The 23801-nt window shown below is 42.1% G+C and carries 24 protein-coding genes and 5 tRNA genes; 22 read left to right on the top strand and 7 right to left on the bottom strand.

The genetic code is table 11. The annotated features are described in order from the left end of the window. Positions 1–38 precede the first annotated feature (38 nt). The 6 genes from pyrF to M3180_RS02525 all read left to right on the top strand — a co-directional run bounded on the left by pyrF (position 39) and on the right by M3180_RS02525 (position 7328). Positions 39–770 carry an orotidine-5'-phosphate decarboxylase gene (gene pyrF, locus M3180_RS02550; protein ID WP_251665647.1) on the top strand — a complete coding sequence of 244 codons (732 nt, stop codon included), beginning with the start codon at positions 39–41 and terminating at the stop codon, positions 768–770. Further along, positions 763–1413, top strand: a complete 651-nt coding sequence (gene pyrE, locus M3180_RS02545; RefSeq protein ID WP_285855555.1) for an orotate phosphoribosyltransferase — start codon at positions 763–765, stop codon at positions 1411–1413. The genes pyrF and pyrE overlap by 8 nt, the downstream gene beginning before the upstream one ends. Before the next feature lie 229 nt (positions 1414–1642). Further along, the gene (locus tag M3180_RS02540; protein WP_251665646.1) at positions 1643–2356 is read left to right on the top strand and encodes an ABC transporter ATP-binding protein; all 714 of its coding nucleotides are present in this window, start codon (positions 1643–1645) and stop codon (positions 2354–2356) included. Then, positions 2319–3392, top strand: a complete 1074-nt coding sequence (locus M3180_RS02535; RefSeq protein ID WP_251665645.1) for an efflux RND transporter periplasmic adaptor subunit — start codon at positions 2319–2321, stop codon at positions 3390–3392. Before M3180_RS02540 ends, M3180_RS02535 begins: the two co-directional genes overlap by 38 nt. A 3-nt stretch (positions 3393–3395) precedes the next feature. Beyond that, positions 3396–6320, top strand: a complete 2925-nt coding sequence (locus M3180_RS02530) for an ABC transporter permease (RefSeq protein ID WP_251665644.1) — start codon at positions 3396–3398, stop codon at positions 6318–6320. A 3-nt stretch (positions 6321–6323) separates the two neighbouring features. Next, positions 6324–7328 (top strand): ABC transporter ATP-binding protein, encoded by a 1005-nt coding sequence (locus tag M3180_RS02525; RefSeq protein ID WP_251665643.1) that lies wholly within the window; start codon positions 6324–6326, stop codon positions 7326–7328. Between the two features lie 171 nt (positions 7329–7499). On the opposite strand, the gene M3180_RS02520 is transcribed toward M3180_RS02525, so the two are convergent. Further along, a complete protein-coding gene (locus M3180_RS02520; protein ID WP_251665642.1) occupies positions 7500–7919 on the bottom strand; it encodes a DUF4830 domain-containing protein in 420 nt (139 codons plus the stop codon). Positions 7920–8444: 525 nt separating this feature from the next. On the opposite strand from M3180_RS02520, the gene M3180_RS02515 reads away from it, so the two are divergent. The 7 genes from M3180_RS02515 to M3180_RS02485 all read left to right on the top strand — a co-directional run bounded on the left by M3180_RS02515 (position 8445) and on the right by M3180_RS02485 (position 10211). Further along, positions 8445–8702 (top strand): hypothetical protein, encoded by a 258-nt coding sequence (locus tag M3180_RS02515; protein WP_251665641.1) that lies wholly within the window; start codon positions 8445–8447, stop codon positions 8700–8702. A 79-nt stretch (positions 8703–8781) separates the two neighbouring features. Continuing rightward, positions 8782–8955 carry a hypothetical protein gene (locus M3180_RS02510; RefSeq protein WP_251665640.1) on the top strand — a complete coding sequence of 58 codons (174 nt, stop codon included), beginning with the start codon at positions 8782–8784 and terminating at the stop codon, positions 8953–8955. A gap of 133 nt (positions 8956–9088) precedes the next feature. Continuing rightward, positions 9089–9164 (top strand) — tRNA-Met (locus M3180_RS02505). A gap of 41 nt (positions 9165–9205) precedes the next feature. Further along, positions 9206–9282: transfer RNA gene (locus tag M3180_RS02500), tRNA-Ile, on the top strand. Positions 9283–9290: 8 nt separating this feature from the next. Beyond that, positions 9291–9379, top strand: a tRNA-Leu gene (locus M3180_RS02495). A gap of 39 nt (positions 9380–9418) precedes the next feature. Then, a tRNA-Leu gene (locus M3180_RS02490) sits at positions 9419–9507 on the top strand. A 146-nt stretch (positions 9508–9653) separates the two neighbouring features. After that, entirely contained in the window at positions 9654–10211 is a 558-nt protein-coding gene (locus M3180_RS02485) for a DEAD/DEAH box helicase family protein (RefSeq protein ID WP_251665639.1), read from the top strand. Positions 10212–10567: 356 nt separating this feature from the next. On the opposite strand, the gene M3180_RS02480 is transcribed toward M3180_RS02485, so the two are convergent. Both M3180_RS02480 and M3180_RS02475 read right to left on the bottom strand, forming a co-directional pair. Beyond that, positions 10568–10906, bottom strand: coding sequence for a hypothetical protein (locus tag M3180_RS02480; protein ID WP_251665638.1), 339 nt, complete (start codon positions 10904–10906; stop codon positions 10568–10570). A 268-nt stretch (positions 10907–11174) separates the two neighbouring features. Next, positions 11175–11249 (bottom strand) — tRNA-Val (locus M3180_RS02475). Positions 11250–11453: 204 nt separating this feature from the next. On the opposite strand from M3180_RS02475, the gene M3180_RS02470 reads away from it, so the two are divergent. Next, a complete protein-coding gene (locus M3180_RS02470) occupies positions 11454–12380 on the top strand; it encodes an S-layer homology domain-containing protein (protein WP_251665637.1) in 927 nt (308 codons plus the stop codon). A 138-nt stretch (positions 12381–12518) separates the two neighbouring features. Beyond that, complete coding sequence (locus M3180_RS02465; protein WP_251666341.1) at positions 12519–13961, top strand: nicotinate phosphoribosyltransferase; 1443 nt, start codon at positions 12519–12521, stop codon at positions 13959–13961. A gap of 48 nt (positions 13962–14009) precedes the next feature. Here M3180_RS02465 and M3180_RS02460 read toward each other — a convergent pair whose 3' ends face one another. Continuing rightward, positions 14010–14234, bottom strand: coding sequence for a DUF3892 domain-containing protein (locus M3180_RS02460; RefSeq protein WP_251665636.1), 225 nt, complete (start codon positions 14232–14234; stop codon positions 14010–14012). Positions 14235–14249: 15 nt separating this feature from the next. Continuing rightward, entirely contained in the window at positions 14250–14984 is a 735-nt protein-coding gene (locus tag M3180_RS02455) for an MBL fold metallo-hydrolase (protein WP_251666340.1), read from the bottom strand. Between the two features lie 296 nt (positions 14985–15280). Between M3180_RS02455 and M3180_RS02450 the strand changes: the two genes are divergently transcribed. The 5 genes from M3180_RS02450 (at position 15281) to M3180_RS02430 (ending at position 19103) form a co-directional block, all read left to right on the top strand. Next, entirely contained in the window at positions 15281–15856 is a 576-nt protein-coding gene (locus M3180_RS02450; RefSeq protein WP_251665635.1) for a stalk domain-containing protein, read from the top strand. 82 nt (positions 15857–15938) lie between these two features. After that, on the top strand, positions 15939–16250 hold the full coding sequence (locus M3180_RS02445; protein WP_251665634.1) for a DUF1292 domain-containing protein: 312 nt from the start codon (positions 15939–15941) through the stop codon (positions 16248–16250). Positions 16251–16515: 265 nt separating this feature from the next. Further along, positions 16516–17523 carry a methionine ABC transporter ATP-binding protein gene (locus M3180_RS02440; RefSeq protein ID WP_251665633.1) on the top strand — a complete coding sequence of 336 codons (1008 nt, stop codon included), beginning with the start codon at positions 16516–16518 and terminating at the stop codon, positions 17521–17523. After that, positions 17523–18182, top strand: coding sequence for a methionine ABC transporter permease (locus tag M3180_RS02435; protein WP_251665632.1), 660 nt, complete (start codon positions 17523–17525; stop codon positions 18180–18182). Before M3180_RS02440 ends, M3180_RS02435 begins: the two co-directional genes overlap by 1 nt. Before the next feature lie 60 nt (positions 18183–18242). Next, complete coding sequence (locus M3180_RS02430; protein ID WP_251665631.1) at positions 18243–19103, top strand: MetQ/NlpA family ABC transporter substrate-binding protein; 861 nt, start codon at positions 18243–18245, stop codon at positions 19101–19103. Between the two features lie 212 nt (positions 19104–19315). Here M3180_RS02430 and M3180_RS02425 read toward each other — a convergent pair whose 3' ends face one another. Then, positions 19316–20785 (bottom strand): aminotransferase class I/II-fold pyridoxal phosphate-dependent enzyme, encoded by a 1470-nt coding sequence (locus tag M3180_RS02425; protein WP_251665630.1) that lies wholly within the window; start codon positions 20783–20785, stop codon positions 19316–19318. 187 nt (positions 20786–20972) lie between these two features. Here M3180_RS02425 and M3180_RS02420 point away from each other — a divergent pair, with 187 nt between their 5' ends. Beyond that, on the top strand, positions 20973–22142 hold the full coding sequence (locus M3180_RS02420; protein WP_251665629.1) for an MFS transporter: 1170 nt from the start codon (positions 20973–20975) through the stop codon (positions 22140–22142). A gap of 76 nt (positions 22143–22218) precedes the next feature. Here the strand turns inward: M3180_RS02420 and M3180_RS02415 are convergent, their stop codons facing one another. Next, the gene (locus M3180_RS02415; RefSeq protein ID WP_251665628.1) at positions 22219–22863 is read right to left on the bottom strand and encodes a YktB family protein; all 645 of its coding nucleotides are present in this window, start codon (positions 22861–22863) and stop codon (positions 22219–22221) included. Positions 22864–23156: 293 nt separating this feature from the next. On the opposite strand from M3180_RS02415, the gene M3180_RS02410 reads away from it, so the two are divergent. Further along, positions 23157–23753 (top strand): YkzI domain-containing protein, encoded by a 597-nt coding sequence (locus tag M3180_RS02410; protein ID WP_251665627.1) that lies wholly within the window; start codon positions 23157–23159, stop codon positions 23751–23753. Positions 23754–23801 lie beyond the last annotated feature (48 nt).

The following is a 23801-nucleotide window of genomic DNA, read 5'->3' as shown; positions in this document are numbered from 1 at the left end:
ATACGAAAGGCTTGTAACGAAACCGAGGAGGAATAACAATGGCATTAACAAATGCTGAAGCAGCGGCAAAAGTAATGGTGGCGCTTGATTACCCACAGGCTTCCGAGGCTGAGCAGCTGCTGGAGCAAATTAGCGGCATTCCTTGTTATATTAAAGTAGGAATGCAGCTGTTTTATGCAGCGGGACCATCCTTCGTGGAAGGCTTGAAAAAGCGCGGCTTTAACGTATTTCTAGATCTAAAAATGCATGACATTCCTAACACCGTAAAGGGTGGAGCGGCTAGCATTGCATCCCTTGGAGTAGATATGTTCAATGTGCATGCAGCAGGTGGGCAAGCGATGATGGAAGCTGCGATGGAAGGCGTGCAATCTGTCTGTGGTTCGAAGCAACGTCCTGTCGTCATCGCGGTAACACAGCTAACAAGCACATCTCAGCAAGTGATGAATGAACAGATCGGTATCGCGGGTACAGTTGAAGCAGCAGTGCTTCGTTATGCTCAATTGACGAAGCAGGCAGGTCTTGATGGGGTCGTTGCTTCTCCTTCAGAGGTATTATCGATTAAACAAGTGTGCGGTCAGCAATTTCAGACGATTACACCAGGGATTCGTCCAACAGGAGCTGCGCTCAATGATCAGTCACGCATTATGACTCCAAGTGAGGCACTTCAACAAGGCACGGATTATATGGTAATTGGTCGACCGATCACTGCTGCCAGTGATCCACGCCAAGCATTAGAATCTATTATTGAGGAGTTGGTTGCACATGAGTAACACAGTATTAGAGCAAATAGCAAAAGACATTGCCACATCATTGCTAGACATTGAAGCTGTAGCATTGAAACCGAATGATCCATTTACATGGACATCTGGCATTAAATCACCGATATATTGCGACAATCGGTTAACGATGACCTATCCTGACATCCGTAATAAAGTCGCTGAAGGCTTTGTCACGCTCATCCAGCAGCTTTATCCTGATGCAGAGGTTATTGCAGGTACATCAACAGCCGGCATACCTCACGCTGCATGGGTGGCTCAAAAGCTAAATCTGCCAATGGCGTACATTCGTGATAAAGCGAAAGGTCATGGCAAGCAAAATCAAATCGAGGGCCGTATCCATCCTGGACAAAAGGTCGTCGTGATCGAGGATCTTATCTCAACTGGCGGCAGCTCGATAAAGGCTGCACTGGCTGTACGGGAAGCAGGAGCGGAGCCTCTCGCGGTGCTTGCGATATTTACTTATCAATTCCAATCAGCAATCGATGCTTTTTCGGAAGCTGGAATTCCACTTCATACATTATCTAATTACACAGCATTAATTGAGCAGGCCGTTGCTTCCGGGAAAATAGCCGAGTCAGATGTTGCGGCGCTGCAAGCATGGCGTGAAAATCCAAAAGCATTTGGAAATGCATAGTATATATAGAAAATGAGCAGCTTCGTTAAGCACATCTGAATAATACAGCAAAGGCTATTTCTATTCGTAGGCATCGAATGAAGTAGCCTTTGCTGTTTGCCTCCATGTAATATTCATCGGTGTATGAAAGATACGTAAAATTTTACAGAAATATCGCAGAAGCTGTAACCTTTTTGGCTTGGTTAACGTCTGTACAATAGATTACGTGTGGGGAGTGTCGTGAAATCTAATGAAGAAGGAACAAGAAGTACATAATGATGCCGCAAGCAACGCTCCTTTACTACAAGTAAAGGATATGGAGCGCAGCTTTCAGGTCGGCAGTAAAGAGCTTCATGTACTGAAAGGTATTAATATGGTCGTTCAGCGACAGCAGCTCGTTATGCTTAAGGGTCGCTCTGGATCAGGAAAAACTACATTATTGAACAGCTTGGGTGGGCTGGATACGCCAAGCAAAGGGATGATTTACTTTAATGGCAAGCCTTTCAGTACATTAAGCGACAAACAACGTACAGCAATTAGGCGAGATGAGATGGGCTTCATCTTTCAAGCATTTGCGCTTATGCCTTTGCTATCTGCGTATGAGAATGTTGAGCTCTCCTTGCGTATGGCGAATAAGCCGAAAAAGGAATGGAAAGAGCGAATAGAAGAATGTTTAACGCTAGTAGGCCTAGAAAAGAGAATGCATCATCGGCCGTTCGAGCTGTCAGGTGGTGAGCAGCAGCGTGTCGCCATTGCCAAAGCGATCGCTCATCGACCCATTCTTTTGCTTGCCGATGAGCCAACAGCAGAGCTTGATACAGCGATGTCTGCACAAGTGATGGCATTATTTCAAAACATAATTAAAACAGAACAAATATCAATATGTATGACGACTCATGATCCTACAATTTTGGAGGTTGCAGACCATGTTTATGAGATGGTGGATGGAAAATTTATATCGTAAAGCTAGTATCGTACTAATAGTCGCAGCAGTTTTTTTAAGTGGCTGCAGTTTACTTCCAAGTGAAAAAGAAGAAGAGGTGCTTCCAGAAATTAAGCCTCCTCAAATATCGCAAAAACCTGAATATACTGTACAATCTAAAACATTAGAATCTACTGTGTCCGTGATGGGTAAGGTCATCTCGCTTGAAGAAGAGACCGTATATTTTACAACTGGCGATCATAATGTGATGGACGTATATGTGAAGACGGGAGATCAAGTACAAGCAGGTGATACGATTGCCGTGCTTGATATGACTGAGCTGGAAAAAACACTGCGTATGGAAAAGCTGTCATTTCAACGTGATGAGCTTGCGATGAAGGAGCTGCTTCGAACACGTGATGAGATGGATCAGTCAGACTTTGAGCAGCAGCGTATAGCGTTTGAAGAAAAACGTCAAAAGCTTGCGGACATGGAAGCTGATATTGCGAAAGCAACCATTACAGCTCCATTTTCTGGTACGATCGTTTCCTTGTCTGTGAAGAAGGGAGATCTTGTAAAGGCGTATGATCCGATCGCGATTGTTGCTAATACAAATCTGCTCGTTCCTGCATCAAAGCTTAATAAAACGGAGCAAGAAAAAATCGCAGTTGGAATGGAGGCTACAGTCACCATTTCTAATGGCGGTTCAATTAAAGGTAAGGTTAAGCAGCTTCCAGTAAAAACAACTGAATCTTCAGGTGGCGGTAACGGAGGCCCAGGTGGAGGCAATGCTGACATTGAAAGAGTAGAAGACTTTATGATTATCGATGTGGACAGCTTGCCTGAAGGTGCTACACGAGGAATTCCTGCTTCGATTAAAGTGGTGACCAAACGTACGGAAAATGCAATCGTTATTCCACCTTCTGCACTTCGCAGCATCGGCAATCGTACGTATGTACAGGTCGTTGATGAAAATGGCAACAAACGTGAGGTGGATGTAGAGGTTGGACAGCAAACCGCTACAGATGTCGAAATATTACAGGGACTGAAGGCTGGTCAGAAAGTAGTAGGTCGATAATCGATGAGACTTCCTTTCTTTCGCTTTATATTCCGTAAAATGTGGAATACTCGCTGGCTCACGATTAGTACATTAGCTGGACTTATCGTTGCTGTCGCATTTGCCACGAGTATACCGATGTATGCGGATGGTGCTTTAAAGCGTGTAATTGCTAAGCAGCTTGAGAATGACAGTGTAGACTCGCCTGCTGGCTCTTTACTTATGAAATATCAAGGGGTCGCATCAACACCTACGAACTTAGAAGGACTTAAGGCGGTAGAGCAATATATACAAGTTGACCTGCCAGAGATCATTGGTTTTGACCATCATACCTTTGCTCAGCAATATGGAATTCGCAGCAGTAACGTGCTTCCAACAGATACCTCTCTAATCGATGCAAGTCGTACGCGTACGCTTGCGATTCAGAGCATGAGTGGACTGCAGGAGCATAATGAACTTGTGCAAGGTCAATGGTTTAAGGACACAGTAGATGGCAGTGGAGTAATCGAGGCAGTCATGCTTGAGGAAGGGATGTTCCGTAACGATGTACATGTAGGAGATCTCTATCAGTACCGGATTGGAAACAGCTCTCAATCTCTGCTCGTAAAAGTAGTAGGGGCTATTACACCGACTGACATGACTGATTCGTACTGGATGCTCGGATTAGAGAGCAATTTTACAACGTTGTTTATCTCCGAGAAGGTTATGAAGGAGCATATATTAGAAAAGCAAAAGATCGTTCTTCAAAACGCTGCTTGGTATTATAATTTTGATCTTACACAAATTCAAAGCAGTCAAATTAACCCGCTTGCTTCTACATTAAGTAGACTTGACATTGAGCTGTACCAACGATTAAAGGATACGCGTGTCGATAAGTCGTTTGCTGAAACGCTAGATCAATTCCGTAAGCAAAGCACGCAGCTGCAATCGCTATTGTTCACATTAGCTGCACCTATGCTAGCCATGGTGTTCTACTTTATTACAATGAATGCGAAGCAGGCACTTGATAAGCAGCGAAGCGATATCGCGGTGCTGCGCAGTCGGGGGGCCGGTACTAGGCAAATTGTCTCGATGTATATTATTGAAAGCTTGATGCTAGGCTTCGTTGCGCTGATCGTTGGTCCGTTACTCGGATACTTTATGTCCAAAGCGATCGGTTCAGCAGATGGATTTCTCCATCTTGTAAACCGTAAATCGATAACGATTGGTTTTTCTGTGGAGACTGTAATCGCTGGTCTTGTAGCAGTCTTTATTGCGATGCTGGCTACGATTGTTCCTGCCATACAATATGCAAGAGCTTCTATCGTAAGCTATAAACAAGATTTGGCTCGTTCAGATAAAAAGCCTTTCTGGCAAAAATGGTATCTTGATGTGCTGCTTGTTTTATTATCCGCGTATGGATGGTATTTATTTAATGAACGTCAATTACTGTCGCTAAATACAGGACTTGGTGCAGAAGAGATGCAGGTTCAGCCATTCTTATTCTTTATTCCAGCTATTGCAATCTTTGCAGTTGGTCTCGTCTGCTTACGAGTATTCCCTTGGATATTAGCGCTGTTCAAATGGCTGGGTAAAAAATACTTGCCAGTATCGTTGTATTTAACACTTACACAGCTTTCTCGTTCTTCTAAAGGCTACTATCCATTAATGACATTGCTTATTCTAACGATCGGGCTAGGTGTATATAACGCTTCAGCTGCCAGAACGATTGATCTTAACTCCACCGAGCGTACGCTCTACCAATACGGTACGGATGTCGTTATTCAAACGGTATGGGACGGTGTTCCAGAACGTACGCCTACACCAACACAGCAGACTGGTGGCGGCGGTGGTGGCAACGGTGGTGGCGGCAACGGTGGTGGTGGTGCTCCTGGTGGTGGCGGTAACGGCGGTGGCCCCGGCGGAGGTCCTGGTGGTGGCGGTGGCAACGGTAATCAGCCACCTGCAAAAATACTGTATAGTGAGCCGCCATTTGAGCTATTCCGTTCCAGTCCAGGTGTAACTGCTGCAGCACGAGTGCTGCAAACACAAAGCAATATTGTTGTTTCGGGTAAGACAGTAGGAAAAGGCAATATTATGGGGATTGACAATAAAGACTTTTCTGAGGTCGCTTGGTTCGGGGATGAATTGTATCCCGTTCATCCTGCATATTACTTATCGTATTTAGGTGAATACGAGCATGGTGCCATTATTCCGCAAAATATTGCTGATAAATATCAGATGAAAGTCGGCGACTATGTAACAGTTAACTTTACAGATGGTTCAGTTGAATTTTCGGTGGTGGGTATCGTGCCTTATTGGCCTAGCTTATACCCTGATGAAGAACCTTTCCTTATTGCCAACTTGGACTATATCTATGATCAGCTTCCTTTAATTCCTTATGAAGTATGGTTAAAGATGGAGCCTGATGCTCCAGTTGCTCCGATCTATGAATCGTTAATTGCAGCAAATATGGAAGTAGCAAGCGTGAAGGATGTACGAAATGAACTTATTATCCAATCCAAGCTTCCTACACGTGGCGGGGTATTTGGTATTCTAAGCCTAGGCTTCCTAGTTACTGTTGCAATTACGCTTGCAGGCTATCTGTTATATTGGTTCTTCAACTTGTCTGGTCGTGTCGTACAGTTCGGTGTGCTGCGAGCGATGGGTCTTTCTAAGGCACAGCTTACGAGCATGCTGCTTCTTGAGCAGCTCTTTACAGCTGGACTTGCGATAGGCTTAGGCTTTGGGATCGGTAAGCTAGTCAGTTATATCTTCCTGCCGTTCCTACAGACAGCAGATTCTGCAACGAAGACGGTACCGCCATTCCGAGTTATCTTCCAAGCAAGCGATACGAACCAATTAATTATGGTCGTAACGGTAATGATGCTAATAGGTGCTACCTTCTTGTTCTTGCATATTCGTAAGCTGAAGGTACATCAGGCAGTGAAGATGGGAGAGGAGCGCTAACGGATGATACATTGTGAAGGGTTAGTCAAAATATACAAAACAGATGATCTAGAGGTTGTCGCGTTGCAGGGCTTGAATCTGTCTGTCTCGCAAGGCGAGCTTATGGCGATCATCGGTAATAGCGGAAGCGGAAAGTCAACGCTTCTGAATACGCTGGGCGGTCTTGACCGCCCCTCTGCGGGACAGGTAAGAGTAGGGAAGTGGGATCTGCTTAAAATGACCGAAGAGCAGCTTGTCGAGTATAAACGCGACACAGTAGGGTTCATCTGGCAAAACAATGCACGAAACCTGCTACCCTATCTAACCGCACTTGAGAACGTGGAAATGCCGATGATGCTCTCAGGTAAGCTGGATCGCGAATACGCGAAGCAGCTGCTCGAGTGGGTCGGACTAGGTCATCGTATGAACAACAAGCTTCATCAGCTATCAGGTGGTGAGCAGCAGCGTGTAGCGATCGCCATCTCTTTATCTAACCGTCCACAGCTTCTGCTTGCCGATGAGCCGACGGGATCAGTAGATACGGCTACCTCAGATATGATCATGAACATATTCCGTAAGCTTAACAAAGAGATCGGCGTTACGATTGTTATCGTTACGCATGATATGGAGCTAGCAAGTCAGGTTGATCGTGTCGTTGCGATCCGGGATGGATTGACGAGTACGGAATTCGTAAAGCATAATCCAGAACTTGGAGCAGCTAAGGATGGATTCGTTTCCTTCTCATCTCATCGTGGCGACAATGCTGCGCATGTCGCATACGTTGTCGTTGACCGAGTCGGAAGACTACAGGTGCCTAAAGAGTATCTGAAGGCAATGAACATTAAGGACAAGGTGCTAATGGAGTTTGACGGCGAGAAGCTCACGATCACATCTCCAGAGCAGCCGGCAAAGGCTGAATCTCAGGCTGAGGAAGAAGCTCCTAAGGATGAAGCAAGTGATGCAAATGATAGTAAGGCTGAGACAGCAGAAAGCGATGTGAGCGTCGCTGAGGTAGCTCATAAGCGCTAACTAATCATCATAATATCTAAATGCATAGCAGGATGGAAAAAATGTACGCATTTTTTTCCATCCTGCTTTTTTGTGTGGAACATTGTAGCCCAATAATTATTGATTGCTATTTGCAGACACAATCACATTTGGAATAGATATCGCGGTTGGCATAACGTTTCACTAAGAAATTCATGGTGTAATAATCCCTTCTTTCATCAATCTTTCTTTATCAGTAAGAGCGAATCTCCCTGGTGTCCAGCTTTCTAAGGCGCCACTGCCTCCAATGATCTCACCGTCTAATTCATAAATGGAGGCATACACTTTCTCTCCAGAAGCCTGTCTTTCCTCCAGCACATAACCCGTAATATAAAGTTCTTGTCCTCTATAAGGCTCTAAATCTAAACCTGAAGAAATACGCAACGATTCAATACGTTCAGGATAATAATTCATGACTTCACTATTCTCACTAAGCTTCTCTTGAATGTGCCATCCATAGGATTCTAAATATTGAATATGGACATCTAATAATTCATCAGGGGTTTCTTTATTACAGCCAGTTAATAGAGTAACACTACAACAAAGCAATATAATGAGTATTTTTGTACTCACAAAACTCACCCTCCCTTAATTATCCAGTTGTTAATAATAACGCTAGCAAAGTTTACATAGTTGCACACTATATTGAAAAGGCACAGGTCAGCCTGACGTTCTCAGACCGTATAAGGCACGTCGACGACTTCTGAACATAAATACCTATCTAACATTAGTTAGGTGTGAGAAAGGAAGCTAGAGTCTATGATAAGCACTCCAACGGACGATGAGACTGTTATCGAAGAAACTAAGCCCTAGTGAATTATAAGGTGAAGAGGACTAAGCAGATACAACCTACAAAGACGCTCCAGCGGAGTCAGGGTGAAGAGGACTACGCAGATACAACCTACAAAGACGCTCCAGCGGAGTAAGGTGAAGAGAACTACGAAGCACAAGCCCCAACAAACTCTCCAGCGGAGTAAACAATGAGAGCGTAAAAGCGAAGCGTTTGCCTTTGTCCACTGATTTCTACATATAATATTCTTCAAGAAATCAGTGGACAACAGCAATTGGAGCCTCATTGTTTACGGAGCGCTGAAATCAGTGGACAACAGCAATTGGAGCCTTATTGTTTACGGAGCGCTGAAATCAGTGGACAACAGCAATTGGAGCCTTATTGTTTACGGAGCGCTGAAATCAGTGGACAACAGCAAATGGAGCCTCATTGTTTACGGAGCGCTGAAATCAGTGGACAACAGCAAATGGAGCCTCATTGTTTACGGAGCGCTGAAATCAGTGGACAACAGCAAATGGAGCCTCATTGTTTACGGAGCGCTAAAATCAGAGGACAACAGCAATTGAAGCCTCAATGTTCACGTAGCGCTGAATGAAGCTGCACAAATTGGGCACGCTATCCTTATCAATGGAGGTGAAAAGGAATATGTGGGTGTACTGGATTCGATTGTATGAATCGAAATTTCAAGCAAGCTGTGTTGTTCAGCGTATGGAGCATGATTACTGGATGTATGGTATGGAATGCCCCAAAGAAATTGAAATCTACAAATCAAATCGAGGAAAATACGGTGTAAGATATATGCCTGCACACCGCCAATAGAACGATGCTAAGGGCTCGAAAAATCATGAATGCGAAAATCTGAAGAAAATGTTGTAAAAAATGCTTGACGTGAGATGTTTGTTTATAGTATATTAATTCATGTCGCCATTGCGAGTGGACAAATTTTCAATGACGCGGGGTGGAGCAGTTGGCAGCTCGTCGGGCTCATAACCCGAAGGTCACAGGTTCAAGTCCTGTCCCCGCAACCAAATTCTCTAGTCGGTAATGATAGCATTCATTATATGATCGAGGGCCCTTAGCTCAGTTGGTTAGAGCAGTCGGCTCATAACCGATTTGTCGGGGGTTCGAGTCCCTCAGGGCCCACCATTTATTTTGCCGGGGTGGCGGAACTGGCAGACGCACAGGACTTAAAATCCTGCGGTAGGTGACTACCGTACCGGTTCGATTCCGGTCCTCGGCACCATTGCTTTACATAACTCTACATATTCAAATATACTTATACGCCGGGGTGGCGGAACTGGCAGACGCACAGGACTTAAAATCCTGCGGTAGGTGACTACCGTACCGGTTCGATTCCGGTCCTCGGCACCATTGATTGAAAATGTATATTTAATAGAATAGAGTCATGTCCATCCATTAAGCCTAGCTTAATGGATTTTTTATTTTAAGAAATTATCGTATCTTTGAAAAGTATATTCTGGTATTATAAGGAATTATCTTACAAGGTGGCGATGCTGGTGAAGTTTGTGATGATATTTGGACCGCAAGCAGTAGGGAAAATGACTGTAGGACATGAGCTTGAGAGGATTACAGATCTAAAGCTGTTCCACAATCATATGACGATTGAGTTATTAGCTCCCTATTTTGGCTTTAACCACGAAATGTGGAGATTAGTGAATAAATTCCGTGAAGATGTTTTTGAAGCAGCAGCTGCTAGCGATATGTATGGAATGATTTTCACCTATGTTTGGGGCTTTGATCTAAAAAGTGACTGGGACTATGTCGATAAGGTTTGTAAAATATTCGAAAACAACGGCGGAGAGGTTTATTTTGTAGAGCTAGAAGCTGATCTAGAGGAGAGAATAGAAAGGAATAAAACGCCTCATAGATTAGAGCACAAACCAACCAAACGAGATGTCACACGTTCGGAGCAGGAATTAATTAGGACAGCAGAGCAGCATCGCTTGAACTCCCTTGATGGCGAGATAACAAGAGAGAACTACATAAGAATTAACAATACGCGTCTAGCTGCCTGCGAAGTAGCTAATATGATCAAGACGAATTTCAATTTATAGAATGAACAAAAAGAGGAGAGTAAAATTCTACTATCCATTAATATGTATATGTAGGTGTTGAAACAAAACTACGCATGACCTCTAATGCTTCTATAAAATATTGGTTATCCAATCAATCCTAATAATCGCTTGCTAGTATAGCTTGCACCTCAGACGATGTACTCTATCTTCCATTAGTTAAGATTTTGCAAATGTTATAGGAATTACAGAAGGAGGATTTAAGTCCTCCCTCAGTATCTAACCAAACTTAACGGTGTTCAACTAAACATACATAGCTAAATTTACTAAATAGTTACAGCACAGCCCCTCTGCCTTAGTGGTGGAGGGGCTTTTTTGTTGGTAAAATCAATAAAATTTTAGTTTGTTAACTGTTGCCCACTTTGACTGGAGAAATGATTGTCTGAAGATGAGCTGTAAATGTCTGAAGATGAACTGTTGTCTGAGGGTGTAATTTGCTTATACATTTCTACTATTCGCTCCATTTCAGAAATAGCTTGTTGGTGAGATTGAAGAGCAGTATGTATAGTTTGTATAGCTTGACGCTCTTTTGAAATTAAATTTTGAAATTGCTGAGCACTTTTTTGTTCTTGTTGTTTTAATTGTTCATAAACGTGGTAGGAGTGAGTCGTTTGCTGAATCAACATCTGAACCATTTGCTCGCATTCGTTCATCGGATTTGGATTATTCTTATTCATTTTATATAACATCCCCCTTAAATTTAATACTTATATTATTGTCAAATTTTTGAAAGTTAATCAGTGAATATAGCTCTCACCTTTATTGGTGGGAACTCTTTAATTGGTATAATAAAGGTCGTCCATTTTTTGTTTTTGCACCTTGGTGCATTCTCGTCCCCAGTTCGTCCCCAACAATAATTTACTAGAGTGTGTTTAGTGAGATTTACATAAGTTAAGAAAACAAGAAAAACCCCTTGATTATCAAGGGGTTTGAACGTTTATGTACTGGTAGGACGGGCGGGGATCGAACCCGCGACTTCTACCCTGTCAAGGTAGCACTCTCCCGCTGAGTTACCGTCCTGTATATTTATAGCGACAATAGATATATTAACATAGCATACAACATTTAGCAACATATTATTTGTGAGTAATTGTACATAGGCTGGTTAGGCTACAAATTGATAGGATAGTGCATTAGACTTAATTTATGTACTAGTGCGCAACATATTAGCGGTTATGACCGTTTATTCGAGTGAAGCTATTATAACTACAAGGAGGAATTGATGTGAAAGGAAAACGAATAACAGCTATTGTATTATCATTGCTAATGGTACTGGCATTAACTCCTGTTGCGTCTGCTTTCGGCGACATTAAAGGGCTGAAAGGAGAGAAGCACATTACTCATTTGAAGGAGCGCGGTGTAATTAAGGGTGATTCCAAAGGAAAGGGTAAGGGTTCATATCATCCTCAAGCTAAGCTAAGCTATGCGGAAGCAGTTGTCATGCTTGATGAGGCGTTCGAGCTTGATTTATCTCATATTAAATTTGTAAAAGAGCCTAAAGTAAGTGATATTTACAAAAAAGTGAAGGATGGAAAATGGTACTCAGAGGCATTTTTACATGGGTTCTATAACGGAATTGAACTAGACAAAAATGTTAATCCGAACGCTTCCATTACTCGCGAAGAATTCGCTGCACTATTAATTAATCAAGTTGACCGTAAAGGCGACTACGCATTAATTATGATGCACATCGACTATAAGGATATTGATAAAGCTAAGGATGAATACAAGGATGAAATCCAAAAGCTATTATTGCTTAAATTCGCTGAATTAAGCAAAAATGGTAACTTCAATCCTACTAAGCCGATCACTCGTGAAGAAGCTGCGATTTGGCTAGATAAAGCGTTAACCTTCGTTGATGAAACATTCGGTAATAAAGACGATGAGAACAAGCCATCTGCACTTACGGATGTTACTTTCAAAACAGAAAAAGTTACGGATCAAGTAAATAAAGTAACGGTAAGTGCAACTGTGCCTCATCCAGGCTACGGCATCGCTATTACAGAAATTACATTTGATCAAGATACAGCATATGTAAAGATTAAACAAGTCGATCCTGATCCAAATAAAATGTATCCACAGGTTATCTCTACAGCTATTGCTGAAACCTATGTTGCATCGCATTATAAAGTGAAGTTAATCACTCCATAATAAAACGAAAAGAAGGTAGGATTGAATCCTATCTTCTTTTCGTTTTATTTGACATCTTACAAAAAAACTTCATAATAAAACCATTACCATACATATATCTACAGCGACTAAGGTTGTAAGAAGGAGCAGGTGTAAGTGATGACAGAACAGCATTTGATGCTGCATACAGATAAATATCAAATTAATATGATGTACGCGCATTGGAAGCATCATACGCATCATCAAAAAACAGTATTTGATGTATATTTTCGCAAGCTGCCATTTGGCAATGGCTTTGCCGTTGCTGCTGGGTTAGAGCGAGTTGTTCGCTATCTCGAGAATTTACGATTTAGCGATGAAGATATTGCGTTTTTAGCAAAGCAAGAGGAAAATTATGATCTGGCATTTCTAGAGGAGCTGCGCCAATTCAAATTTCACGGTGATTTATATGCTGCGATCGAAGGGACATTAGTTTTTCCGAATGAACCGATCATCCGGGTCGAAGCTACTATATTTGAAGCTCAAATTATTGAGACTGCGTTATTGAATTTCGTGAATTTTCAAACGCTCATTGCTACAAAGGCAGCAAGAATTAAGCAGGTGGCTCCGAATGACATTCTAATGGAGTTTGGAAGTAGGCGTGCTCAGGAGGCTGATGCAGCGATATGGGGAGCTAGAGCGGCTTGTATCGTAGGCTTCCATGCAACGAGTAACATGCGGGCAGCAATGTTGTTTGATATCCCAGCCAAAGGAACGCATGCCCATGCATGGGTGCAAATTCATAATAGTGAGCAGGAGGCGTTTGATCGTTACGCTGAGGCTTTGCCTGATGATGTAACGCTGCTCGTTGATACGTACGATACCCTTCGTGATGGGGTACCACATGCGATTGAAACAGCGAAGAAATTAGCTGAGAAAGGTAAACGCATGAAGGCGATACGTCTGGACAGCGGTGACCTTGCTTATTTGTCCAAGCGTGCACGTACGATGCTAGATCAGGCGGGATTAGAGGATGTGAAGATTGTTGCATCTAATGATTTGGATGAAAACATTATCGTGGAGCTTAAGGCGCAGGGTGCGCGTATTGATAGCTGGGGGATAGGTACAAAGCTTATAACAGCGGCTGATAACCCCGCTTTAGGTGGAGTCTATAAGCTTGTTGCCAAAGAGAATGAAGGTGAGTATGAGCCTGTCATTAAAATATCAGGTAATCCGGAGAAAATTACGACTCCTGGTAAGAAAAATGTTTACCGGATTATAAGCAATGAAACAGGTAAGGCAGAGGCTGATTATATAGTACTGCATGATGAGCTGCTCGAGGGTAGCGCAGAGCCGCTTATGCTATATGATCCTGCACATCCCTACATCAGACGCAAAGTGGAGAATTACAGCGTGCAGGCAATCCTTGCACCGATTTTCGTTAATGGACAGCTCATTTATGAATTGCCAACTGTAAAGGAAATAGCTGACTATCACCGTTCACAGTTGGATCTATTTTGGCCTGAGACGCTGCGCAAGTTAAATCCTGAAAAATATGATGTTGTGCTTAGCGATAAGGTTTGGAATATGCGTAAAGAGCTAATAAACCAGCATACGAAATAAGAAAAGGTAGGATGGGGTTATAAAATGCACCCATCCTACCTTTTTCATTTAAAAGGTTGGTAATTGATCGAGATTATTATCAGGGGTATCGTCAGGGATGGACCGAATATGCTGCTCATGGTCTCGTCCCTTAAATAGCTGCAAGTTTTTAATCTCTCCGTTTTTCACCATTTCCTGCGCTTGTAGATAATCAACAACTTCTCCAGAGGAAAACTTGAATTCAATAATATCTCCTTCACTGTTTCTTCTTACCGCGACAACCTCGTGCTGCATAAGATTAGCTCCCTCCTATTCGATAATTGACGGTTTGCCTTGCTCTACAATTTCCATTGCACCCGTCTTACCGATATAGTTCCCTATTGTGTCGCCATAATGCATGAGCTTGATTTTCCGCTGAAGTTCCAGTGGAAGAGTAAGCAGCTCTTTTAAGGTTGTATGAACATGGCCCGGCCCTTCAAGCTGGCAATCATGATAGAAGGTTTGTACACCAGCCTGGTGTAGTTCCTCTAGCAGCTTTGGATTAAAAGTCATGTCTGCAGAATAGAAGAAAGTATCATTTATAATAAATGAGTAGCTGTCTTTGTTTTTAATATGATCTGTCTTCAGCAGCTTAATCTTTAAATCCTCTGCAAGCTGGATATCTGTGTTTGGCTGAAGTGGAACGACATTGAAGAAGCATTCAATGTGATCGAGCTCCCCTTGTACAAGGCCACCACGTAAGGAGTGGTTCCATAGTGGTTCAATTAATGTTTCGGCAATATAAAGGGTAGGCTTTTTTGCGTAAGTATACATCATCTGATAAGCGAGCTCTTCAAGTCCGCCTATATGATCTGCGTGAATATGGCTAATTAGAACACCATCTAACTCTGCAAATGTTCTCCCTGATTGATATAAAGCATGTGGCAAGGTAATACCACAGTCGATTAAAAGTTTCATATTATCCAATTCAAGGAGTGCATTGTTATTAAAGTAGGCTTTTGCAAAAGCATTTCCCGTACCAATCATCGTAATTTTCAAGCAGATGCCTCCTCACATGACATTCATCTATAAAGATAGTCGTTTATGATCAAAACTTCAGTAATGTACATCACAAAATATGAAGCTAATTGGTCAAATTTGGAACAATATATTTCCATAGCTAGCATTTTAGCGGAAGTATAGCGGATATTCAACATGAATTGTAGTTATTATTACAAATTGTAGCGTAATTATGATTAATGTAAAATTTTTCAACGTTAAATTTCTTTCATTAACCGCAACTTTTTTATATGAATATAGTCTAACGATTTAGAAGCTCATATACTGGAGGTTGTTAGACCATGAAAGGTAAAAAGTTATTGCTGCTCGTTTGCGTAGTGATGATATGGAGCTCAACCATTATATTCGCAAATGCATCCAGTCAGAAAATTAAGGTTTTAGTGAATGGTATCAATATTGGCGAAGTGGGTGTGCTCTTTGAAAATACAACGTATTTACCGCTGCGAAAAGTTGGAGAATCACTTAATGCAATCGTTGAGTGGAACTCTAACAGCAAAACCGCAGTGATCTATGATCCAAATGTCCATATGTTTGTATACAATAGCAGCAATGGTGCGGAAACTACATTTGGTGAAGTATCAAAAGGCTTTAGCGGGAAAATAAAAATCTTTGCTCAAGTAGATAATGTACAATTCAAGCTGAATTCAGTAAAATTTGCGATTGTTGATCCAAGCGGCAAGGAAACGCTCATTCAAAAAATTGCTGTCGATAAGGAAAGAGACAATTATTGGTTCGTTACTGATGAGACGAGCTATCGCTTTAGTTCCTCCGGTAATTATGTCATTCGCTGTTATATGCAAACTGAATTTAGCGATGAGTGGGTCGTTACATCGGAGAAGATCATATCCTCCACTTAAATTCATTTGACCGTGTTCACACATTCTGTTAGGATAGAATGGTTTACATAATCAAAATTTCTAGTGAAATGAGGGTACGACTGTGAGTGAACATGAACACGGACCAGACTGTGGATGCGGACATGACCATGACCATGAGCATGAGGAGCATGTCTTTATAATAGCCGATGATGAAGGCGAAGAGCGTGAAATGGTGATGGTATACACCTTTGAATCAGAGGATCAATTGTATGCTGTACTGCTTGATCGTCAAGATCCTGAGCGCGATGGTGTTATTTTCCGAATCGAGGAAGAAGAAGAGGAAACATTCCTTGTTGGTATTGAAGATGATGAGGAATGGGATCGTGTTCAAGCGATCTACGAAGAAATTGCTCGTAGCGAAAACGGTGAGTAACAATGTACTATGCGGCTGTGCATACTGATGCATGGCCGTTTTTTTGTGCGTCTATCTCGTTTTCATGAATATTTCATAAAGTTTCCGTTGAATCGTCTCGAAATTTGTGAAAAAATGTGAGAGACAACAGAACAATTTTATTGTATAGTAATGTTATTGCAATAAAGCAAATGGGAATAGTCGGATATAAATGAATATAACGGACTTAATATATATAAAATAATTGGTTAACGAAAATAGCCTCAAGCAAGTAGGGGGGAGACCTTTGATTCAGCTAAAAAATATTAAAAAAGTTTATGGTAAAAAGAAAAATCAAACTACAGCACTTTCTGGGCTAAATTTGACTGTGGAAAAGGGCGAGATTTTTGGTGTAATTGGTCATTCGGGAGCAGGAAAAAGTACGTTGATCAGATGCATTAATCTGCTTGAACGACCTACATCTGGCGAGGTTTGGGTTGGCGGGGTTGAGCTTACGCGGTTAGGAAAAAAAGAGCTGCAGCAGCACAGAGGAAAGATAGGGATGATCTTTCAGCACTTTAATCTACTGTCCTCTGCTACTGTATATGACAATATTGCGTTTCCGCTAACGATAAGAGGAGCTGGAAAAGCTGAAATAAAAAGCAAAGTAGAAGAACTGCTAAGCTTAGTTGGCCTTGAGGAGCATCGTAATAAATATCCAGCACAACTATCTGGTGGGCAAAAGCAGCGGGTAGGTATTGCAAGGGCGCTTGCCAGTGATCCGGACGTGCTGCTATGTGACGAGGCAACCTCTGCACTGGATCCTCAAACAACTGATTCTATTCTTAGCTTGCTTCTAGACATTAATAAAAAGTTTAACCTTACGATTATGCTCATTACACATGAGATGCATGTGATTCAAAGCATATGTGACCGTGTTGCTGTTATTCACGCTGGGGGCATCGTTGAGGAAGGACCCGTTACAGAGGTATTCTTAAAGCCAAAGCATTTCATTACGAAGGAATTTGTCAATCGTGATTCGTTTAGCGGAGAGCATGCAGTATACCGGACAGGTCAGAAGTGGACAAGACTCGTTCAAATTACGTATTTAGGTTCAAAAACCTATGAGTCGACACTATCACAGGTGGTTAGAGAAACCGGTGTAGACTTTGCTATTTTACAGGGGGCAATCTCAACGATTAAGGATACTCCTTATGGTAAACTGATCGTTGCGCTTGAAGGTACAGAGGATGCGGTTCAGCAAACGATTCAAAAGCTGCAGGAGCATGACCTTGATGTGGAGGTGATGGAATAATGGATTTCTCTTCAATCGATTGGAATGAAATGGGAGGAGCGACAATAGACACCCTGCAAATGATGGGATTTGCAACGTTGTTTACGTTTATTATCGGGCTGCCGCTTGGAATCATACTATTTGTTTTCTCAAAGTCCAATTCCATCGTGCTGCAAGCCATATACAGAGTATTGTCACTCGTTGTAAACATCATCCGCTCCGTTCCTTTTATTATATTGATTCTGGCTCTCATTCCTTTCACTCGCATGATTATGGGAGTATCTACTGGCGTAGAAGGGACAATTCCGCCCCTTGTTATTGCAGCTGCGCCGTTTTTTGCAAGACTCGTAGAAACGTCTTTACGAGAGGTGGACAAAGGCGTCATTGAAGCCTCTTATGCAATGGGAGCTTCCACGATGCAGGTCATTCGTAAAGTTCTGCTACCAGAATCACTGCCAGGTCTTATTGCCGGTATGACGATTACAGTCGTTACGTTAGTTTCCTATACTGCAATGTCAGGTATGGTTGGCGGCGGCGGGCTGGGTGACTTGGCAATTCGATATGGCTACTATCGGTATGAATCCGAGATTATGCTCATTTCCGTTGTGTTTATGATCATTTTAGTGCAAATACTACAAATGGTTGGCGACCGACTAGTGATTTATTTTTCGAGGAAATAAGGAAATATATATATAGATCAAGCCTTATTTACAAAAAAGATTTTTTGGAGGGGTAACTGTATGAAAAAATGGTCTTTGTCTGTACTTACTTTAGCGTTAGTATTCGTTTTAGCAGCTTGCGGAAACGGAAACGATGCAGCTAACAACTCGGCAAACTCAACAAATAAGGAAACGGGCTCTAATGGAGCTGAAGCACCTGCACAGCTTGAAAAGCTTGTTGTTGGTGCGACAGTACCGCATGCTGATATTCTTAAGTTTGTAGCTCCAGCACTTGAAGAGGAAGGCATCGAATTAGAGGTAAAAGAGTTTACAGATTATGTTCAACCGAACATTCAGCTGCAAGAAAAACAGCTTGATGCAAACTACTTCCAGCACCAGCCTTATCTTGATGAGCAAAATGCACAAAACGGCTTTGAGCTAGTTGCTGTAGCAGGTATTCATGTAGAGCCATTCGGCGCTTATTCTAAAAAATATACATCTGTAGAGGAAATCGAGGATGGCGCTAAAGTTGCGATCCCGAATGACCCAACAAATGGTGGACGCGCGTTGTTGCTGCTTGAGAGTCAAGGCTTCATTAAGTTGAATCCAGAAGCAGGAATTACTGCAACGAAAAAAGATATTACGGAGAATACGAAAAATCTAGACATTATTGAGTTAGATGCAGCAATGCTTCCACGTCAATTGGAAGAGGTTGATTTTGCGCTGATCAATACGAACTTCGCATTGGAAGCACAATTGAATCCAATGAATGATGCACTGTTTATCGAGGATAAAGATTCGCCGTACACAAATATCGTTGTAACTCGTCCAGATAATAAGGACGCTGAGGCGATTCAAAAACTTGTTAAGGCTCTTACTTCAGAAGAAGTAAAGCAATTCATCGAGGAAACCTATGAAGGAGCACTGGTTCCAGTATTCTAATCTTAGGATAAATCAATATTCTCACTGTATCCCGCTGCATTTGTAGCGGGATTTTTTTAGTTATAATTGTTGTGTTGTATTAGGGAAGCTAGGGGAGAGTTGAGAACTGATCAGCATGTGGTGAAGATTGGAAATCGAGGTATGTATAAAAAAGGAGTCCCTTCAGATTATATACACTCTGAAGGGACTCCTATTACATTGGAGGAGGGCTGCTAGAAGATCGCTGTTTCCTCTACGATCACCTTAACATGCTCGATTGTGCGGTCCTCAGGACCCTTTACTGGCAGGCCGACCTCTACATGCTCGATGATATAATCGATGTTGTTTTGTGAAATAACTTCACCTGGCAGTAAGATTGGAATGCCTGGTGGATACACATAAATAAACTCTGCAATAATACGTCCAGCCGATTCCTTGAATGGGATGACCTCGGTTTCTGCATAGAAAGCGTCACGAGGAGTAAGTGATAGCTGAGGAATCTCTGGAATTTTAACGACAAGCTCTCGAGCCTCTGCGCCTTCATAGTACGTTTCAGATAATGTTTTTAAGGCAATAATGAGCTTCTGTACTGACTCTGAGTTATCACCTGGTGTAACTAGGCACAATATGTTATACATATCGCTCATCTCAATCTCAAGGTTGAAATGCTCGCGTAGCCAATTTTCTGTATCATAACCGGTAATGCCTAGATGGCGAACGTGTATCGTCACCTTTGTAGGGTCATAATCATACGTTGCTTCATCACCTAGAATCTCTTCTCCGAAGCAGTATAGTCCTGGAATTTGGTTAATCGCTTCACGTGCTTGATTAGCTAGCTCGATGGCTTGTTCTGCAATTTTCTCACCATAAAGCGCTAGCTGTCTTCTAGAGGTGTCTAATGAAGCGAGCAGCAAATAGGAGGTTGATGTTGTCGTCAGCATGCTTAATATCGTTTGCACACGCTGTGGATTAATAAGTCCTTTTTTCACATTCAATACGGAGCTTTGAGTCATAGAACCGCCAAGCTTATGCACGCTTGTAGCTGCCATATCTGCTCCAGCCTCCATAGCTGACATTGGAAGCTTTTTATTGAAGTGAATAAGCACACCATGTGCCTCGTCGACAAGAACGGGAATATGGTAGCTGTGAACAAGTTCAACGATTTCCTTCAAATTGGCACAAATGCCGAAATAGGTTGGGTTGATGACAAGCACAGCCTTTGCGTCTGGATGTCGCTCTAACGCACGTCGTACCGAACGAGTCGTAATCCCATGATCAATGCCAAGCTTACTGTCTTGAGCTGGTGAAATAAAAACTGGGCGAGCACCGGCGAATATAATAGCAGACAGCACGGATTTATGAATATTGCGCGGAATAATAATTTTATCCCCAGGCGCGCATACCGATAAGATCATCGTCATAATTGCTCCGCTTGTGCCTTGAACGGAGAAATAGGTGTAATCAGCTCCGAATGCGTCTGCAGCTAGCTGCTGAGCTTCTTCTATCACTCCAGTAGGCTGGTGTAGATCATCAAGTGGTGCAATGTTAATTAAGTCAATGGACAGGGCATTTTCGCCAATAAAAGAACGAAATTCGGGATCGCTCCCTAATCCTTTTTTATGTCCCGGAATATGAAACTGTACTGGGTTCTGCGCTGCATGTTTCGTTAGCGCGGTAAAGAGCGGTGTACGATGATGATCCATCGTTTACATCCCTGCCTTTCTTCAGATGTACAAACATATAGAGTATAACAAAAACAAAAGGATATGCAATATATTTCAAAACAAAAAATAACAGCTAGCTGCACTGAAGATAAAAGTTGTGACGAAATGTTCATAGTTAAGAGCAGAGCGATTATGTTACGATTATAAGATGGAGGGATATAGAAATATGGATAAACGTATGCTTGTCGTCATGGCAATTCTAATGATTACATTTATCGGATTTGGAATTATTATACCAGTTATGCCAGAGATCATATTAGAGACAGCATCCAGCAATGCAGAAATACATAATGGTGCGATTCTTGCGATCTATTCGTTAGTTTCATTTATTCTATCTCCAGTTTGGGGAGGATGGTCTGATCGAATCGGCAGACGTAAAATAATAATTGTGGGCTTAATCGGCTTCAGTATTAGCTTTCTAATGTTTGGCTTAGTGGCCGGCAATCTTGTACTGATGTATGTGGCCCGTGCGCTAGGAGGATTATTCTCAGGTGCTGTAACCTCGGTTATCGTCGCTTATGTAGCTGATATTACAACGGCTGAAACGCGTACGAAAGGAATGGCCTTCGTAGGGATCTCCATTGGCTTTGGCTTTATGATTGGCCCTGCTATTGGTGGGATGCTAAGTGTGATCTCTTATCAAACGCCTTTCTTCGTAGCTGCAGCACTTTCGCTTTTAACTACACTGCTTGCGATTACAATCTTAAAGGATACCGACGCACGAGTATCTAAGGACGAGCCGAGAGTGTCACGATGGAAGGCATTTGAGGGTGTGTCCAAATATTTATACGTGCTTGCATTTTTCGTTACCTTTACGCTCGCATTCATCGAAGCAACACTGCAGCTGTTTGGTATTGAGCGATTTGATGTTACTCCTGGTCAAGTTGGACTTATGTTCTTATATTCAGGACTTGCCGGAGCCGTTATACAAGGCGGAGTCATCCGTCGTTATGTGAAGCCTGGACAAGAGCCTAAGTTTATCGTTGCAGGACTGATTATATCAGCCATAGGATTTTTTATGCTGCTTGGCGCACATAGCTTTACTTGGGCGACGATCTCGATCGTTGTATTCGGAATTGGTAATGCGATTACAAGACCGTGTATTACGTCATTAATTACATTGAAGACACGTGTAAGCGTTGGAGTAGCATCAGGTTTAAGCAATTCGATGGATAGCCTAGGAAGGATTGCAGGCCCACTAATTGGAGCGTTTCTGTTCTCATTCTCCATTACACTGCCTTACGCTGTAGCTGGCGTACTGAGCCTACTGGCACTGCTGCTCGTTTATTACTATAAGCAAGCAGATCGTAATGCGAATAAGCTTGTAGAGCAATAGAGGATACACATCAATTAAAAAAGACTCACCTCATGCCTAGCAGCTAAGTGGCATGAGGTGAGTCTTTTCATTCGTATTAAGCATAAGCAAGACATGCTTTCTTGTATAAAGGCATAAGCTGATGATAGGTGCTAGCTGCAAACTCGATGAGCAACTGTTCATCCTGCACGATCGGGTCGTTTGGTTTTAGATGCTGACCGATGAGAAGCTCTGCTTTACCTACATCACGGAATCTTGTCAATAATTTTTCCCAGCCCTCAGTATCAAGCTCCGAAGCTCGAGTAGCTTCCTTTTTCATATGATCGACAGAGACGACGTACTGCTCTGGAATTTGAGCGATAAATTCATCTAAATCATTGAGGAAGGAAGCAGCAATATTGCGCTTTCCAGGTACTTCATAGATTAAAGCGAGCCAAACGAATAAATGATCATCAAAAAGTCCTAGCTGAAAATGAGGATGAGCTTTATAACCACGCTTTGAAGCACATAGCGCAAGCCAAGTATCGTTTGGAGGATTTACTGTGCGCCGAGCATGCTTAGCGATATGAAGATACATTTCGTTGCCAACAGCTGGACTAATGTCAGCAGCTAACTGCTCGCCAATACGCTGAAATTTTGGTCTAATATGCTCAATAATGCCTGACATGCGTTCTTCAAGACCAGGAATATGAAATACTTCAAAATCTTTCGGTGAAAAGCCAGTAGTTGTAGTTGTTGTCATAGCATGCGTCCTTTCAAGATTGTTTTAATTATTGAGAAGTCTTATCATTTAATAATTATTATAACATATAAATAAGCGCATGTCTCGTTAGGGATAATAGAAGGCTGTACCGTTTAAATTATCATTAGTTTCTAAAGAAGTTATAGTAAATACGATTAGGAAATGCTTTAACGGATAAAAATAGTCAATAAACCAAGTTGCCAATACATAAGATGAAGTATAAGATAATGGTAACAGCAAATAGTCAGAACATTTAGGCGATTTGCTGAGCAGTCAAATTAGGGGGGATTGCCGTGAATAGAAACTATGAAGTAGAATATTGCAACCTTGAGCTTCGTTTCGAGCGGCGGCAAATCCAAAATCTAATACGGGAGCTTATTCAGGAGGGTTACTCTCTATATTGGAGTGAGACAGATGGTAAGTTTCTTGTTTCTATCCGAACGGGGCGAAAGCTAGTGAAGCTTCACTTCGAAAAGGTGAATCAGCGCTACCGTATAGTTGGGGATTACATTATAAAGGATGAACGATTATCCGAGCTGCTTGAAAAGCTAATTAATGATTCACGTGGTCATGCTGTAGTTAAAAGAATCAAGGATCGCCAAATCGTCATTGAAAACATTATGTTTGGTGAAATTATTCGATTGGTGGAGGTGTCTGGTATGGAGCATCGCATTATTTATCAGAAAAAGCCTTTTGTTACCTTTGAAGACATGATTCAAGCTTTTCAGTCGAAGCGGGCCGAGGAAAGAATCGGTGTACTGCGCATGGAGTTGGATTACGAGCTAAGCAATTTGCATGAAGCCATTCTGGAGAAAAATGAAGACCAAATCGAGCAAATCACGAAGAAGCTGCAGACACTAAGACTTGAAATGTTGCAGCTGGAAATGTAACTATCAAATTATAGAAAATATACAAAAACGAGGGCTAACCCTCGTTTT

It is taken from the genome of Paenibacillus camelliae, assembly GCF_023715345.1.
GTDB lineage: Bacteria > Bacillota > Bacilli > Paenibacillales > Paenibacillaceae > Pristimantibacillus > Pristimantibacillus camelliae.
This window is presented reverse-complemented; position numbering and strand designations above follow the sequence as displayed.